The organism is Rhodococcus sp. NJ-530, from assembly GCF_003860625.1.
Classification (GTDB): Bacteria; Actinomycetota; Actinomycetes; order Mycobacteriales; family Mycobacteriaceae; genus Rhodococcus_F; species Rhodococcus_F qingshengii.
The window spans coordinates 78059-93853 of the sequence record NZ_CP034153.1; the positions used below are offsets into that span (position 1 = coordinate 78059).

The following is a 15795-nucleotide window of genomic DNA, read 5'->3' on the forward strand; positions in this document are numbered from 1 at the left end:
CGCTCGCTACTTGGCGCGGGTCCACTTGGTGGCCGCGAGTCCGCGGCCGAGCGGGAGGGTCAGCAAGGAGGCGACGTCGTGGCGGTTGTCCTGCCATTCGATTTCGCCGATACCGCAGTCCGCGGCAGCCTGTTCGACGCGAGTGCACGCACGCAGGGCATCGTCTTCACCGCGTCCGGTGACCGACACCGCGAGCGAATAGATCATTCCGTGGTGGCCGCTGCCCGGTTTGAGGTCGGAGCGCCGATGCGCGGACTCTGATGATGCGACCTCCGACGATCCGTCCGTGACCTTGCCCTTTCGGCCTTCGCGGATCTGCTGTGCGCGGTCCGAAGTGACGTCTTTGACGGCGGCAGTGCGGGCGTGGGCGGCTTCGACGAAGTCCATCCGCACCATCACCGTCCGGATCGTCGGGGCGGCGGCGATCTCGTCGTCACCCGGATCCGGTTCGACACCGGTAAGCAGGTCCGCCAGCCACAACGGACCGAGTTCGACCGGTTCGATAGCTCGCGGCGGGATAGTGCCCACTCGGGTGTTCCACTTGCCGGCGACCTCGACCGATTCCTCCCGGCCGACGTAGGACGGCCAGCAGTTGTCCCACCGGACACCCTTGTGGGCATCGAGCGGGAAGCTCGGGTCCTGGCACGAGCGGATGACCGCGCAGGTGCGCTGTTCGCCGTAGACCTGCACGCGGCCCATACCCGCTCGGGTCAGCGATGCCACGGCGCGTTCGGTTTCGTCGCGGATGACCTGCGCGACACCGGCGATGGTCTCAGCACCCTTACGGCGGGCGAGCCGGGCACCTTCCATCAGCAGAGCTGTGGACTTCGGGAAGATCAACACGGCGTACGAGTAGTGCCCTTCCGAGTACGGCTCCACCCGGTCGATGAGCTGCCCGTACGAGCGGATCGCCGGAAGGATCTGCATGGCCGGATCCCCGGCGGCGATCTTGGCTTCCATCCAGGTCTCGTGCGGGGTCATGTCCGCCGGCACCGACCGATTCATCAGTTCGATTCCGCGCACGAACGAGGAGCGTTTCGCGAACCCGGCCAGAGTGCGCCCGAACGCGGCCGAGGTCACTGCCCACGCCTGGTCGCCGCGCAATCCTTCGGCGAGGCCCTGCATCGCGATCAGCACCGTGTACTGGTCGTTGTCGCCAGGTGAGCGGGTTTCCAACACGAACAGATCGTCGAGACCGGTACCGATCAGATCCACTGGTGCCGTCCGGTACAGCGGCGGCGGGTTCGACCATCCCGGGTCTACTGCCGGGTCGCCGTAGTTCGGGTCGGTCGGCGAGACCCAGACGTGCTCACCGCGTTTGCGTCGCTGCTTGTTGCGGATCGCTTTCGCTTTGCGGCTCGCGTACGACTCACGGTGGTTGATGTCTGTCGTGGACACCAGTGCCCCGAGAAGAAGCAGCACATCGAACCCGAGTACCCAGATGTTCTGTCCGACGACGAACAATAAGAACACCGCGACGATCACTGCTCCGGCCCACGCGGCGACCACTGGTTCGGGGAACGGCAACAGCCCGCGACGTGCGATTTGGCGTCCGAGGATCGCTGTACGTTGCTCACTCATCAGTTCTCTCCATCCGCATGTTCGGGCGCACTCTGCGCGGCCGATCCGGCCTTGTTCATCGCGGCCCCGGCAGCAGCGAGGGCAATCGGTGCTGCCACGACGGCAGCTCCGGCCGCCAATCCGACGGTGCTGCCCGCTGCGGCCATCAACTTCGACTCCGCTCCCCCGGACTTGCCTGCCGACTTCGCCGCGGTCGCTGCCCCACCCCCTTGGTGATTGCCGTGGCCACCGGATGCAGCAGCGTGAGTGCTCGACGCCGAACTCTCGTGCGCGGGTGAAGATCCTCCGTAGTTTCCGGCGGCGCCGCGGACCGGACCGCCTTCGATCTGACGTCCGGGAGATCCGGCAGCTTCGGAGTTGTGCGCACCGGCCCCACCGGCTCCACCGCCTGCACGTTGCTGGAACATCTGCGCGCCTGACCCGATGGTCTGTCCGGTTTGAGATCCGCCACCGCCGAAGTCCGCCGAATCGGCGGAGGTCGGCAGGATCGGCGAGTACTTGAGCATGGAGAACGGCGCCAGGCCGATGATCACGAAGCAGACCGCGATCAACGAGAGTTGGCCGAGGGATTCGAGCTTGCCGTCGTCGGCGATCGAGCCCTTCGCGGCGATGTTGATCACTGCGAAGACTGCGGCAAGGATCAGGAACATCAGCGGCTTAGAGAGCACCACTCCGATGAACATCATCACCGGTCGCAGGGCTTTCTTGCGCCAGGTCGGATGGACCCACATGCCGAAGGCGATGCCGCACACGACCGCCAGGATCGGCAATGCTGCTGCGTGCATCAAGAATCCGAAGAACATCGCCATCGCGCCGAGGAACATCAATCCGAATCCGACGATCGCGGCGATCGAGCCGCCGACGAGGGTGGAGTCGGTCAGGGACCCCAGGACCGAGGAGATGTTGCCGATGACCTCATCGGTGCTCGTCCCGATCCAGTCGACCAGTGCCAGTGACATCTCGTGCATCAGGGAGATCAGCAGTTGTGCGATGGCGGGCGCGAACATCATCAGCATGATTCCGGCCGGCATGTACCCGAACAGTGACTTGGCCAGCTCCTCACCGGTCATGCCGCCGTCGGAGGATTTGTAGATCGCCAGGATCGTCATCAGCACCAACACCAACAAACCGATACCGGTCGAGACCGCGTACACGGCGACGAATTCGGCACGGGCTGGGTCGAACTCACCGATTCCGGCCAGGCCGGTCAGCACCGAGTTGGTGGTGCTGATGGCGCTGCTTTTGAGTTTGTTCGCCCAGGAGTCGATCACGTCGGACGGGTCCTTGACGAAGTCGATGAGGTCACCGAGCGGGGCTCCGAACGTATCCCACGCCCACGTGTAGCTGTCGACGATGTATTTGCCGCCCATATAGGCCGGCGTCGCCTTCATCATCCCGCCCAGGGTCTCGCCCAGGCGATCACTGAAACTGGTGTTCTGGTCGATCCAGTTCATGGTGCCGCCGAACAGTTTTCCGACCCTGGTGTTCCATTCCGTGCAGGCGGCGACGTCTTCGCGAACCGTTGCGCGCTCGCAGTTGACGAACATCGCGTGCATACACAGAACACTCGGAACGTCCCCGCCGCCGCAAGGAGCAGTCCACGCAGCATCGGGAACCTTGTCGGCGTTCGGTTGCTTCTTCATCACCGCGAGCGAGGCCGCATCCGGTGTCGGGCTCCACTCGAATCCCCAGGTGGTCGTCGTTTTCGTTGTCCACCGGGCCAGATCGTCCGCACACGTCGGAGACGGCGGGTACATGTCCGCAGCCTCATTGAGGGGGTAGGTGTTCGGGTAGACACCCTTGAGGATCGACTCGTCGGTAATGCTCAGGGCGGCCTTCTGGTTGGCCTCCACCCCCATGTCCACACCGGACATCTGTGTACCGGCGCCGCCGGCGGCGACCAGGGCGTCGATCAGAGCCGGGTTCTTCGACATCATCACCTGCGGTGCCCACGCGGCGATCCGCTCGGATTCCTTTGCCGTCCAGTACATCAACCGGTTTTCGTTGTGCATGACCTGTGTCGAGTACTGGCCCATGTCGCCGCCTTTGTCCTTGCAGACTCCGGTGAACCACGAGGCGGATTTGAATTCGTCTGTGCCAGCGACGAATTTCTTCAGATCATCCGGAAATCCTTTGGGGAGTTCCTTGCCCGACTGAGTGGCATTCTGCACGCCGGGAGCCGGGTCGGTGTTGGGGACAGCCGTCGGCTGCGCTGCCGCCGGCAACGCCAGTCCGAGCATCGCGAACAATGCCACGACCGCGGTCAGAATTAGTTTGCGCCACATCAGTCAGGCCCCCTTTCTAGTTGACGTAGAACGTGTAGAAGCCGTTCGCGCCGGGCTTCGAGAGCGGCGAATCAGTAGCGGGGAACTGCGCATCTTCGAGGGAAGGGCCGGTGACGAACTTCCAGTCCTGGACCTTCCAGTCCCCGTCTTCCCAGACCACGGTGATCGTGTCGGTTCCATAGACGGTCAGGATGCCGACCTTGTCGCTCCCCTCACTGACCGGACTCTGGCTGACTCCCATGCCCCACACGGAGACGGTGGCCGAATCCTGGGTGAAGTCGGTGACGGTGACGATCAGCGGCACGTTGTTGACGGTCTTCCCCAAGTCGGTGCGGCCGCTCGAGACGTCGATGACGGTGTTCAGAGCGTCGGTAGCCTTCGACGAGACGGCGACTTCCCGGAGTTTCGCAGCGTCGATCCGGCCCTGGTATGTCTGCCCGTTCGCCTGGCTGAAGTTCACTGCCGCGGTCTGCGCCCCGGCCTGATCGCGGGTGTATCCGGCCGGAACGCCGTCGATCGTGGTGGTCGGTCCGTGTGCGGCGCGGATCGCGTCGGCGCCGGAATTGGAGTCATCGTCACCGCCCGAGGTGAAGATCGCCACGATACCGACGATCAGCACGAGCACACTGAACCCGATCGCCAGTTTCACCCACATCGGAAGTCCGGATGCCGGGCCGCTGCTCGGGGATCCGGTCGCGTAGGACGGGCCGCTGCCCGATCCCACCTGTGAAAAATCTTTCGCCATGATCAGATCTCTTTCTCGTTAAAAGCGTTGGAAAGCAAAGGAGTACGCAGGGGATGCGTCGGCTAGCCGCCGACGACGAAGAGAATCGCGCCGGTGATGATGCCGACCGATGCCAGGCATCCGAATGCGATACCGGCGACTTTGAAGTCCTGACCAGCGTCGGCCATTTCCGCCGGCATTCCGGCGGCCTTCATCGAGCGCATTTTGTAGATCGCCATGATGAGTTTGACCACGCTCGCACCGAGCGCAACGGCCCAGATTCCGCCGATGACGCGAACCCACACGTTGTTGAATGCAGGCCCGAAGACGCTGAGATCCGGCTTGACTCCGTCGATGGGGTTCTGGATTTGTGCGCTGGCGGCGCCGGCGGAGAGCAGGAGCACGACCGCGGTTGCGGCAAGAGTGATCGCCACAGCGGATGCCCGCCGCACTAGCGGCGCCTTCGAGTAAGTGGTAGCCGATGTTGCTGAGCCAGCCTGTGCAGTAACGGTTTTCATCGCAAACGTCCTTTCGGTGAGGTGGGTTCGGGTGTTGGTTCGCGGTATCGCTCAGGGTCGAATTCGCGGTACGCCGCGACGCGCGGCGCAGGAGCACGGCGCGGCGCTTCCGGTGGTCGACGGATCTGTTCGGGGACGTACGCGTCGGCGTATTCGGCGGCGCGGCCGTACACACTCGCGGCGAGGGAATCCGCGATCTCGGCGGCAACGTTGGTGTATGCCTCGGTCGTCGACGGCAGGAGTCGGTCGTAGACGATGCGCTCCCCTGTCGCGAATGACGGCTCGTACGGCACTCGGATGATGTTCGTGACGCCGAGTCGGCCGAACTCTTCCTCGATGTCCGCTTCCAGGCTCGGGTCCGATCCGGGCGTGACGACGGTGAGGATGATCGCCGAGCGGACCAGATGTCCGTACCCTCGATCGGCTATTCCTTCGAGCATCTGCAACGCCATCTTCGCCATGTCCCTGCGGAGCGGCAGCGGTACGACCAGCAGGTTCGAGTGCTGCACCGCCCACAGCCAGTTCGGGGCGACGGGGTTGTTGCCGGTGTCGACGAAGATCAGATTCCGATGCCGTCGCAGCACCGCCATGATGGCGGCGCATTCGTCCCAGCCGATCCCTCGATCTCGCGTGGTGGAGATGTCGGCCGCCAGGACCTCATCGTGTGTGGGCTGCAAGCGCAGGTAGCGACCCAGCTCCCCCGAGACGGCATCAGATGACGCGAGCGCGTGGGCGTTCTCGAGGACGTCCCACGGACCGAGCTCCGGATCGGTGGTGCGGGCGGCGCGGTCTCCGAGGGAACCGGTGGATTCGTTGGCATCCCACGCGACGACGCCGTGACCGCGATGCCGGCCGAAGGTGTTCGCCAGGGCAATGGTCGTCGAGGTCTTCCCGGCATCACCTTTGAGGCTGATCACCGAGACGACCATGCAACCGGGCAACGTCTGTTGAATGCGGGTGACCGATTGCCGGAACCGTACTTCCGCCGAATCCGGCTTCGGCGCCATCTTCATTCCTGCGGCAGCATTGACGCGGCCACGCCATCCCCAGGTCGCGGGGCTGTTGTCGATGTCGTTTCCCGCGCGTTCGAACCTTCGCCCGGCATATCCGACCTCGGCGAGAGGGGCTGGTTCTTCGTTCGCGGCGAGCGCGTCCTGTCCCACCGCGTACGGATCGGCGTAACCGGCGTCGACTTCGTCGAGCGCTTCGGTGTCGGTCTCGTCGACCACAGGATCAGGTTCGACGGACTCGGTCGGCGCCGGTTCCGGAGCGGGGGCAGGCTGACGGCGCAGACGTTGGCTGCGCAGATTCACCGGGATCTCGGCGTCGTAGCTGCTCTGGGTTTCGTAGGGGTCAGGAGTGCTCACGGGAGTTCCTTTCGGGGCGGGGGTGGTTCCGGGGACGTTCTTCTCGCTGGTCATAGCTTTTTGAGGTCGTCGACGGCCCACAGGCCGCCGCGGCTGACGACCAGGACGGCGACGATGACGGTGTCGACGCCGGCGATGGAGCCGTCAGCGGCGATCGCGGTCTGTTCGACCTGATACATCCGGTGCACCGCAGTCGCGGTGTCCACGGCGCCCTGGTTCGGTACAGAGCTGACCGTCGGCCAGACCTGCGCGTCCTTCGCAGCCCATTCGAGCCACTGACCGCCAGGGCTTCCGGTCGGGGTGGTCCCGGTGACGTCGCCGAGGAAGCGTTCGGTAAGCAGGTCGCCGGTGCGGGCGGCCGCGTCGTTGGGTCCGCGATCGTCAGCGGTATTCCAGGTGAACCAAGTGGTGACCACGGCGTCGGCGACGGCAGCCGGATCGCTGCGGTCCACGATGGCGACCTGTTCGGGAGCGTGTTCCGGAACGGTGGCCGCGGGCCGTGTGGGCTCGACGGCGGACGTCTCGTTCGGGGACCACTGCTGCGCCCGTGCGCCCGTCGTGGTGGACGGGCCGGTTGCGGTGCCTTCCGTGCCCGACGAGCACCCAGCCAGGGCAATAGCGACGGCAGATGCAGCGGCGACAGCGGCGAGGTGGCGTTTCACGACTCGTCCTCGATGAACAGATCCGACAACCGAATCGCCTGCCACGCCTGGTAACCAGGCTCTTCGCACCAGTCCACGGCCCGGTTGTTGTCGGTGATGTCGAGGTCGAGTGCAACACCGTGCTTGGCTGCCATGCCGGCGAGGGAGTTGCCGTCGATCTCCGGATTGGAGATGTGCAGGAGCAACCGCACCGCGGGAACGTTCGCGTCCTCACGCGCTTTGCCGGCGAGGAATATCGCCTTACCGGCTGCCGAGTCGTCTGCCGAGCGCTGGTTGCCTTCCTTGAAGACCGTGTCGTTCTTGTGAAATGTCCCGTACCAGGCAGCGTCGTCGACCGGTCCGAGTACAGCGAAGCTGCCCCGCTCGTCACCGGCGGCGAACAGTTCCACCAACGGTGCGGTGGCGGCGGCCTCGGCGATCTCGTTCTTGCGCTTGGTCGCTTCCGCGTCGCGGAGGACGTCGTAGTCGAGATCGAGTTGCTTGACCAACTCGCGCTTGACCTTCGGCCACATGCTGCGCGAGAGCAGGTTGTTGCTCTTGGCCCACGCCCGCATCGCAGAGGAGTCGCTGGTGCGCAACTCGTCAGCGGCGGCGCGCACTGCGGCGGCGGCTTGTTCCCATTCGGTGGCTGCGGATGCCGTCATTGTCGGATCTACCTTTCTTCGGGTGAAACTTCATTCCGGGGTGGTCATCGGCTTGCGATGTTCTGGTCTGGGTTGTTCTGTCAGGCAAATCGTTTCGCTGCCAATCCCGAGGACGGTGGGGTCCAGTCGGAGACCTTGACGACATCGCCCGACTGCGGAGCTTCGACGACCTTGCCGCCGCCCATCCAGATGAAGATGTGGCCGCTGTGGGGTTGGATGATGTCGCCAGGGCGCAGGTCGGCGGGGTTGGTGATCGAGGTTCCGCGAGAGTCGCCTATCTGCATCTGATCTGAATGGGCGAGGACCGTTCGGCCGCCGGTGGCTTGCGCCACTGCGTATTTCACCAATCCAGAGCAGTCGAACCCGACCTTGTTGAAGTCGCCGAAACTGTCTGCCACTCCCCCGTCGCTGATCCCCTTGGTGGGTCCGTTCTCGTCGCCGCCGCCCCAGGCATACGGGGTGCCGAGCCACCGCAGAGCGGCATCGACGACCGCCGAGCCGGTGGACGGGCCACCCGGAATCGGACCCGCCGGGGCGGACGTATCGGTGAATTCCTCGATCGCGAACTTCTGAATGTTGCTGACGTAGCCGCGTGTTTCCTCGTTCTGGCAGACCTGGCCCTGCGACAAGGTGTTTCCCGGGCCGCAGTTGTACATGGACAACGTCAGCGGAATCAGCTCACCGTGCAGGCGGCCGTCAGCCATCGCCTTTTTCGTCAGCTCGAGCATCTTGCAGTCGTAGGACGCCATCGACATCGCAGCGTCGGCCGGTGAGCGCATGTCGAGCTTTCCGTCCCCGTCCCCGTCCACGCCTTCCTGTGCAGCAGTTGAGGGAAGGAACTGTGCCGGGCCGTCCGCGCCGGAGTCGTTGTTGTGCGCGTTGACGTTGAAGCCGCTTTCCTGCTTGAACTGCCCGGCCAGCAGCGGAGCGGTGATCTCGGGGCAGGTACCGGCGGCTTTGAGGATCCACGGTTCGAACTCCGCAGGCACACTGCCCGGCTTGAGTCCCCCGCCGCCCAGGCTCGGCCCACCGCACCCGGCACCTGCCGGAAGTGGAGTGATCGCGGCAGCGTTGACGATCGCGGGAGACGGAACACCCGTACCGGGCGCGGGAGCGGGAGCGGGTCCGGACGGCTCGGCAGCACCGGCGAGCCACGGTGCGGGATCGGTCGGCGTCCCGGCGCCGTCGGGAAGTCGGCCACCCTCCCACACCTCGAAATGCAGGTGCGGGCCGGAGGAATCGGCTTCATTTCCGACAGCGGCGATCTCCTGACCGGCAGTGACCTGATCACCGGACTTGACCTTGATCGCCCCGGCCGACATGTGGCCGTAGACGGTGGAAATCCGCTTCCCGTCGACGTCGGTGTCGATGATGACCCAGTTCCCGAACCCCGACGCGGGGCCGGCCTCTGCGACGACACCGGAGGTAGCGGCATAAATCGGAGTACCGAGCGGACCGGCGAAGTCGGTCCCGCGGTGCATGGAACCACCGCGAGGACCGAAACCCGACGTCAGTTGATAGGTACCGGCCTTGAGCGGCTGCGTCGTGGTCCCCGGAGACGGTGCCACCGAACCGGTCGTAGACGAGGTGGGGAGGCAGTCGACGCTTGCTTTGGGGTTGTTGTCGGTACCGAACATGACGAAACCGAGCATCAGGACCACTGCGGCGATAACGCCGCCAGTGGCCTTGAGGCCGGTCTTGTTCGAGCTGGGTGAATCACCCATCGCCGGTGTCCTTGTCGTTGTGTCGCGTTCGTGCCCGCCTGGGCAACGTGTGGGGACCTATCGCGGCCGCGAGGCCGCGAGCGAGTGCGAGTAGTGGCAGGTGAACGTCAAAAGCTCTCGCCCAAGAGCGTTTTCGGCTCATCCATCGTCAGGCGCTAGCCGCCGATCGCTTGTCGGTAGATGTCGACCATCGCGTCCAGAGCGGTTCGCTTTCCGTCGATCAACCACTGCCCGTAGGACTCGTGAACGCGGGAACCGAGGAAACTCGCGGCGGTAAATCCGGCGTCGACGACCGAGGTCAGTGCTTGCGCATCCTGGGAGGTCACCGTCGCCAGGACCGAGTTACCGAGACCGACGAAGTCGGAGTTCTGCGCCTGCGCACCCATCAACGTGGTCATCGAATCGGCCGGTTCGTGGAGCTGATCGGCGGTCATCTTCTGCCCCGGTGTCAGGACACCGAGCGCGACGTTCGCCAGGTCAACACCGATCGGGAGGAGCTGACCGAGGGCCAGGACGTTCCCGGTTTCGGCGACTTGCCACGCGACTTCCTGGAGCTGCCCGACGTCGCGGGCGAGGCGGATGATGTCGACGTTGCCCAGCAGGTTCGCCACCAGCGCCGCCGAGGCGGCTGTGCCGGACGGATCGGGGATCAGTGCCAAGATCCGTGACACCGATTTCAGATCGACCCCGGCCGCCATCTTCACCAAAGGCGAGAGTTGGTTGTTCAGCTCCCCCGCGACCCGGTGCGCTTCTTTGACGTTGCCGGCCAACAGATGGCCGGGAAGTATTTGCAGGTTGGCCGCGACGGCGTTGTAATCCACCGAGGTCACACCCGAGACGACGCCGAGGATCTGATTGATGATCGTCACCGGTTGGATCGCGGAGAGGATCGACGTGGCGGTGGTGAGTTGATCGGTCGGTGTATCCGCCAGTGGAGCCACACCGTTCGACAAGCTCTGTGCGGGACCGGTCAGGCCCGCGTAGGTGCCGCCGGTACCGGTGCCACCACCCGAGAGGATGCTGTTCGCCAACGTCACCACCTGGTCAGCGGCACCCAGAACCTGCGAAACGTCGACCTTGTCGAGCACGTCGACGACCGAGTTCGTGGCGGCCTCAGGAGAATCAGCCGGAGCGTTGCGCAACCCGTCGCGAGCGGCCGGGTTCGCCGCCATCCACGCCTGTGTCTGTTGGACCGGCTTGAAGGTTCCGGCCAGCAGTTGCGCTTGCTGACGAACCGCGGCGACATCGACCGCCGCCGACGTCGAGGTGGGAGCGCCCGCGCTTTGCAGCTTGTCCACCGAGGTCGCCAACGCCGACGCTGCCCCCGGAGCAGCCGCGAGATCCGCGTAACCGTAGTTCGAGGTCACCGCGCCCAAGAACTCCGACGCGTTCGCGGTTCCGGCACCTGCCGAGGTATTCGCAGTTCCGGCGGCCGCCGGAGTCGACGTCGGCTTCGCGACCGTGTCAGTCGGGGTGATCGCGGTCTGACCGGCGACGGCCGGAGTCGTTGTTGCCGAGACAGCAGTCGCGGTGGTCGGCGCGACTGTTCCGGGCGGGTTGGCAAGCACTCGTCCCAACGACGCCAGGAACGAATCCTTGCCGGTGTTGGTGTTGCAGTACTTGTCTTCCGGGTGGCAGATGTCGAAGACCCGACCCGACAGAGCGCCGTAGCCTTCCGCCGCCGGACCGGCGATGCCCTGCCCGTCGAGCTTGGGGCCGACGACCTGCGAACCGGCGGTGCCGAGCTTCGGATTGGCGAGCATGACCGCAGCGAGAACGGACGAAGCGGGAACGGGACCGCTGCCTGCCCCGATGTTGACGGCGACATCGTTGGCGACCTGCGCGCCCTGTGAATAGCCGCCGATGACGAACTTCGAGTTCGGGCACTGCTCCATCGCGGTCGCCATTGCCTGATCACCGGCGGTCTTCGAAGCCGAGTAGGTCATGCCGGACTGCAAAAACGCTTCGGCCGGGTACGACGGATAGATGGCACGGAAGGTGTTAGGCCCGTACATCGTTTCGAGCTTCTCCCCCACCTGGCCCAACATTCCGGCAGGCTTCGACGGATCGGCGTCGGCGCGGGTCTCGGTCGTTCCGGGAGCGAAGACACCGATGTATCTGGTGCAGCCCGCCGCAGCGGACGGTGCGGCGTTGGCCAGGAGCGGTGCGGCCGCGAGGCCCGCGACCAGCGTCGAAATGATGGCGAACGCCGACGCGAAGCGGGCGGTGGAAGAGATGTTCATCAGATTCCCTCTGCATCAGTGATGGACGTGATGAAATGCCGACCGTCGATCTCGGCAGTCGTGATGCGCTGAAAGAGCGAAGCGCCCTTGCCGGAAGGCCTGGTCTCGGTCAGCTCCAGTGCGTACGTCCCAGCAGTCACGCCGGTTACCGTCATGCAGTACGTCGTTCCTGCGGGAATCGAGTCGATCCCTGCCTGCACTTCGGCCGGCGAATAGCTCACGGCCCCAGGAGCCATGACAGCGATCACCGCATCAGCCGAGCGCAATGAGTAGTACGCATGCTCGAACGCTGCGATCACGCCCTCGCCGCTGCTCTGGTCACCGGCTGTGACAGGGCATCCGGCAGGTTCCGGAGAAGGTGTAGTCGACGGTGTTGCAACAGAGTTGACGATCTCGCTGATGTTCGACGGCTCGTCGTCGGTAACCCGGCCGATGACCGACGCAGCGCCCACGACGACCCCGACCAACAACACCAGCACCGCGATCGCCAGTGCCGTCACCGCTGCGACCTGACGTCGAGGCGTTCGGGCGCGTGGCACACGAGGGCGCTTCGGAAGACGAGACCCGCGCGGCGGCGCACTGCCGGTCCCACCTGTCGCACTACGCACTGCGGACCTGGTGTCAGATCCTTTCGGCCCAAGCATCTTTTCCAAACTCCTTCTTCGACAGGGCAAGCCGTGGCAGTGGGCCGGGGCGAGCGCACGCCCGCCCCGGCCTGCGAGTGCTACGCAGCAGCGGGGATACCGGCGCCGATAGCGTCGGCGATCATCCCGAGCGGAAGACCCGGAACCTCTGTCGCGGCCTGGAAATCACTTACTGCCTGGTCGAATGCAGCGACAACACCATCGCCGCCTGGAATGGACGAGACGGCGCTGCGGATCTGCGCGTCGACGACAGGAGCATTCGCGGCCGTGTCACGAACGAACGTGGCGGCAGCGGTGCCGACTGGGCCGGACTGCTCCCATGAGGTGAGCGTGTCCTGCGTTTCGGTGGTGATGGCAGGCTGGTCGATGTCCGGAACGTCGATCGTGGTGGGTACACCGTTCGTGCCGTCGCCGTAGGCCGTGGCAAGAGCGAAACCTCCGAAGCCGCCGAGGATTCCGGCACCCAAGCCCACCGGAACACCAACCAGACCAGCACCGATGGCAGCGCCGGCCGCCGTGGCAACCGTTCCCACCGGAATCACGCCCCACGGGGTCAAAGCAGGTGCAGCCAACACGACGCCGGACGTGCCGCCGATCGTGCCGCCCAGCAGGGCGCCCAACGTCGCGGCGGTTCCGCCCGCTGTCACGGCCGCAATGATCGCCCCACCAGCGGTTCCGGCGAGCTGCGCCGCTGCGAGCTGCTGCGCCTGATCGGCCGGGATGTGGTGACTGATCCAGAAGTCGGTGACCGCAGCCAACGCCGCATTCGTGGTGGCATTCGTGCGGGCGGCAGTGTTGTCACTCATCCAGTTCGGCTGAGTGAAATGCAGGTTTCCGACCATCACCGTGTTACGCGGCGCGATGAACACCTCGGTCGGCGTCGTGATCGGGTCAGCAGGCAAACGGATCTGCGAGTAGTCGATCGGCGGTGTGTACGTCGGAGTCGCCGGGGCCACGTACTGATTCGAGTCGTAATCCCAGTTCGGGATCGGCTTCGTCGGCTGCGAGTACTGCGGCGGAACCGGAACCCAGGCCTCTACCGGCGCCTCGGGAACAGACGGCGCCGGTGCAGGAACGGTCGGCGTCGACGGCGCCGGTGAGGTCACGCCGGGCTGTACCGGTGCGGGGCCGGTAATACCGGGCTGCGGTGCTGCGACCGCGAGACCACCGTTTGCGAACGTAGCAGCGACCAGAAGTGAGAACGTCCCCGCTGCCACCGCGGACGACTTGACTGCGCGATGCTTACCGCGCCCGGACTTGTGATGCTTCATCGTGTGGAACCTTCCAATTGGGTTGTAAATACGGGGAATTGATGCGGACTGAGGGTGGCCCGTACGCGGCCACAGGGTTCGCTTCGACAAGCGGTGCCGCCCTAAGCGGGCAGACGCTTGTCCACGAAACGGCGGAATACCGTTGATGCAGTGGGAAGTACGGTGTGGCCCATCGGGCAAACGCGGGAAAAGCTGGGGATGGGGACGCTCACACAGACAGTGCCGGGAGTCCTCGCCGAGCACTGAATCACGCTCGCGAACAAGGGAATGCAGCGTGGAGTAGGTGCACCCACCCGCTCCCCGGGCGGGAGGAGCGGGGTGGGCGCTTCACGGACCGTGTTGCCGACCACCGCGAGGGGTGTGGCACGACGGACCGGGTTCGGGGCGGCATGGCCGCACGCAGGGTCCACAGGGCGCCCGAGTTCGCGGTCAGCGAATCCGCGTTTGAGAGTGTCCTGTTCTACCCAGCTGGAATAGGTATTTTGCGCAGAGTTGTTCCCCACGACTGCCTCCGGCTAGTTGCGTTTTCAACTTCACCGCATAGGCTCGAAGGCCTGCGGTCTGGTCGCTTTGGTGCGTGCAGCACCGCAGACATGAAAGAACCCCAGGTGCGTGAGGGGACGCCAATCACCAACGCACCTGGGGCTTTCGAGACAGCACGACGCTCGGCAGTAGCCGAAGTCCTTGTGTTCGTGCTTGAAGTAGAACGGTCACTGAGAGTGACCTGGGATGTTGCATCGCGCATTGCGTGAAACCAGTTCATCCAAATCGCCTGCCCGTACTCAGAAGGCACACGCAGATAGACGTGTGCAAATTCTTCTGCGCTACAAGCGGTACCGACGTCGACAAGTACCGAGGAATCCCAGGCTGGGCACGCTGTTGCAGGGTAGACCGCGCGGTTTGTGTTCGGCAACTCATTCAATCGTCTCACGGCCCCCCCTTTTCCGCCTATAGGTCCCTTGACCTCGACTCTTTCTTGGTAACCTTTTATGCGAAACCAATATAACACCCTATTATTTTAAACACTAGTGCGAGTTGGCGAGGTGAAGGAGCGACACAATGACTCACGGGGATGGTTCTCGAGAGCTTGGAGTAGGCGTGTCGCGGAGTGCTGTTCGAGGCTTTAGTGCTGCTAGGTTGCGGCGCTATCGACTGGCGCGCAAGGCGAATATTGCAGACCTGGCTGACGCCGCTGGTGTCTCCGAGCAGACCGTCTCTGCATGGGAAACGGGTCGTGCGGCACCAACTCCCGAGCTGCTAGCCAAGGTTGCGGCCGAATTGCGACTGACCGTTGCTGACCTTGTGCCGATTCCGAATGACCAACTTAGCCTCAGTGATCTGCGCGCCCAAGCCGGCATGACTCAAGGGCGAGCTGCCGAAGCTCTCGGAATTTCGGCGACGCTTCTCGGCCGAATCGAAAAAGGGCGCAAAGAGTACGACGAGACCAGGGCTGCGCAGCTTGCGGAGCTGTACAAGGTCACGCCCGAGCTGGTCGCTGAGGTCTGGCAGCGCGATCGCGACAACCGTCAAGCGCGTGCGACACGCTTCCGCGATTCTTAAAAAATCTCCCCATAATTCCACCCAAACATCGAAGTTCGGCACTTCTTCGGCGTGTCACCGTGACGATTGCGCGATCTTGGCACAGGATGAACGGGAACCTGGCACTGCATCGCTAGGAGCAAGGTCGGGCCGAAGGGAGAAGAGCATGCCCACACCAAGCAAGGGTGATCGAACCCGGGTTGTGAGTCGCGTTCCAGATCCGGTGTACGCAGAGCTGGAAAAGCGGCGGAAGGCGGCCGGAGTCAGCTCCGTCAGCCAATACGTCGCAGATCTGCTGGCGGCCACCACTGGCCATAAGAATCTTGTCGTCGAACTTGACCAGGAGGTTTTGCAGCTCACCGCGTAACGAACGTCGCGTAGACGGCAAACCCGGGCGGGGGATGCCGTGACAACCACACATCGTTAGCTGTAGCGCACCGACTACAACAAAAAACCCCCGAACCGGGCGGGGTCGAGGGTTTTTCGAAGTTGGTGAGATTCGAGTTAGACGCTCGTTTCTCAGCGGTACTGCTATATCCCCGAAGGGACTGTCTTGGCGGACAGGTCTCAGGCTACATCGTGGCCTGATGAAG

Annotated in this window: 13 protein-coding genes; 2 read left to right on the top strand and 11 right to left on the bottom strand. The window is 64.4% G+C overall.

Annotated elements, in window-relative coordinates:
- Window positions 1–6 precede the first annotated feature (6 nt).
- The 11 genes from EHW12_RS30305 to EHW12_RS30355 form a co-directional block, all read right to left on the bottom strand.
- Window positions 7–1581: a hypothetical protein gene (locus tag EHW12_RS30305; RefSeq protein ID WP_125052938.1), complete on the bottom strand. Its 1575-nt coding sequence runs from the start codon at window positions 1579–1581 to the stop codon at window positions 7–9.
- Window positions 1581–3866, bottom strand: a complete 2286-nt coding sequence (locus EHW12_RS30310) for a hypothetical protein (protein ID WP_125052940.1) — start codon at window positions 3864–3866, stop codon at window positions 1581–1583. The genes EHW12_RS30305 and EHW12_RS30310 overlap by 1 nt, the downstream gene beginning before the upstream one ends.
- Window positions 3867–3882: 16 nt before the next feature.
- A complete protein-coding gene (locus EHW12_RS30315; RefSeq protein WP_125052942.1) occupies window positions 3883–4611 on the bottom strand; it encodes a hypothetical protein in 729 nt (242 codons plus the stop codon).
- Between the two features lie 62 nt (window positions 4612–4673).
- The gene (locus EHW12_RS30320; protein ID WP_241199194.1) at window positions 4674–5108 is read right to left on the bottom strand and encodes a hypothetical protein; all 435 of its coding nucleotides are present in this window, start codon (window positions 5106–5108) and stop codon (window positions 4674–4676) included.
- Window positions 5105–6475: a ParA family protein gene (locus EHW12_RS30325; RefSeq protein WP_206434864.1), complete on the bottom strand. Its 1371-nt coding sequence runs from the start codon at window positions 6473–6475 to the stop codon at window positions 5105–5107. Before EHW12_RS30325 ends, EHW12_RS30320 begins: the two co-directional genes overlap by 4 nt.
- Before the next feature lie 50 nt (window positions 6476–6525).
- The gene (locus tag EHW12_RS30330; RefSeq protein WP_125052944.1) at window positions 6526–7137 is read right to left on the bottom strand and encodes a hypothetical protein; all 612 of its coding nucleotides are present in this window, start codon (window positions 7135–7137) and stop codon (window positions 6526–6528) included.
- On the bottom strand, window positions 7134–7781 hold the full coding sequence (locus EHW12_RS30335) for a hypothetical protein (RefSeq protein ID WP_124568388.1): 648 nt from the start codon (window positions 7779–7781) through the stop codon (window positions 7134–7136). Before EHW12_RS30335 ends, EHW12_RS30330 begins: the two co-directional genes overlap by 4 nt.
- An 80-nt stretch (window positions 7782–7861) precedes the next feature.
- Window positions 7862–9505 carry a peptidoglycan DD-metalloendopeptidase family protein gene (locus tag EHW12_RS30340; protein WP_125052946.1) on the bottom strand — a complete coding sequence of 548 codons (1644 nt, stop codon included), beginning with the start codon at window positions 9503–9505 and terminating at the stop codon, window positions 7862–7864.
- A 155-nt stretch (window positions 9506–9660) separates the two neighbouring features.
- Window positions 9661–11748 carry a cutinase family protein gene (locus EHW12_RS30345; protein ID WP_125052948.1) on the bottom strand — a complete coding sequence of 696 codons (2088 nt, stop codon included), beginning with the start codon at window positions 11746–11748 and terminating at the stop codon, window positions 9661–9663.
- On the bottom strand, window positions 11748–12248 hold the full coding sequence (locus EHW12_RS30350; RefSeq protein WP_125052950.1) for a hypothetical protein: 501 nt from the start codon (window positions 12246–12248) through the stop codon (window positions 11748–11750). The genes EHW12_RS30345 and EHW12_RS30350 overlap by 1 nt, the downstream gene beginning before the upstream one ends.
- 224 nt (window positions 12249–12472) lie before the next feature.
- On the bottom strand, window positions 12473–13663 hold the full coding sequence (locus EHW12_RS30355; protein WP_125052952.1) for an insoluble domain protein: 1191 nt from the start codon (window positions 13661–13663) through the stop codon (window positions 12473–12475).
- A gap of 1059 nt (window positions 13664–14722) precedes the next feature.
- Here EHW12_RS30355 and EHW12_RS30360 point away from each other — a divergent pair.
- Both EHW12_RS30360 and EHW12_RS30365 read left to right on the top strand, forming a co-directional pair.
- Window positions 14723–15223 carry a helix-turn-helix transcriptional regulator gene (locus tag EHW12_RS30360; RefSeq protein ID WP_125052954.1) on the top strand — a complete coding sequence of 167 codons (501 nt, stop codon included), beginning with the start codon at window positions 14723–14725 and terminating at the stop codon, window positions 15221–15223.
- Between the two features lie 145 nt (window positions 15224–15368).
- On the top strand, window positions 15369–15569 hold the full coding sequence (locus tag EHW12_RS30365) for a hypothetical protein (RefSeq protein ID WP_020971495.1): 201 nt from the start codon (window positions 15369–15371) through the stop codon (window positions 15567–15569).
- The last annotated feature ends 226 nt before the right edge of the window (window positions 15570–15795 follow it).

Excerpts from the sequence above, each read along its gene's own strand:
- EHW12_RS30355 (WP_125052952.1), bottom strand. The coding sequence starts at position 13,663 with ATGAAGCATCACAAGTCCGGGCGCGGTAAGCATCGCGCAGTCAAGTCG.
- EHW12_RS30335 (WP_124568388.1), bottom strand. The coding sequence starts at position 7,781 with ATGACGGCATCCGCAGCCACCGAATGGGAACAAGCCGCCGCCGCAGTG.
- EHW12_RS30365 (WP_020971495.1), top strand. The coding sequence starts at position 15,369 with ATGCCCACACCAAGCAAGGGTGATCGAACCCGGGTTGTGAGTCGCGTT.
- EHW12_RS30360 (WP_125052954.1), top strand. The coding sequence starts at position 14,723 with ATGACTCACGGGGATGGTTCTCGAGAGCTTGGAGTAGGCGTGTCGCGG.
- EHW12_RS30320 (WP_241199194.1), bottom strand. The coding sequence starts at position 5,108 with ATGAAAACCGTTACTGCACAGGCTGGCTCAGCAACATCGGCTACCACT.
- EHW12_RS30315 (WP_125052942.1), bottom strand. The coding sequence starts at position 4,611 with ATGGCGAAAGATTTTTCACAGGTGGGATCGGGCAGCGGCCCGTCCTAC.
- EHW12_RS30345 (WP_125052948.1), bottom strand. The coding sequence starts at position 11,748 with ATGAACATCTCTTCCACCGCCCGCTTCGCGTCGGCGTTCGCCATCATT.
- EHW12_RS30340 (WP_125052946.1), bottom strand. The coding sequence starts at position 9,505 with ATGGGTGATTCACCCAGCTCGAACAAGACCGGCCTCAAGGCCACTGGC.
- EHW12_RS30305 (WP_125052938.1), bottom strand. The coding sequence starts at position 1,581 with ATGAGTGAGCAACGTACAGCGATCCTCGGACGCCAAATCGCACGTCGC.
- EHW12_RS30310 (WP_125052940.1), bottom strand. The coding sequence starts at position 3,866 with ATGTGGCGCAAACTAATTCTGACCGCGGTCGTGGCATTGTTCGCGATG.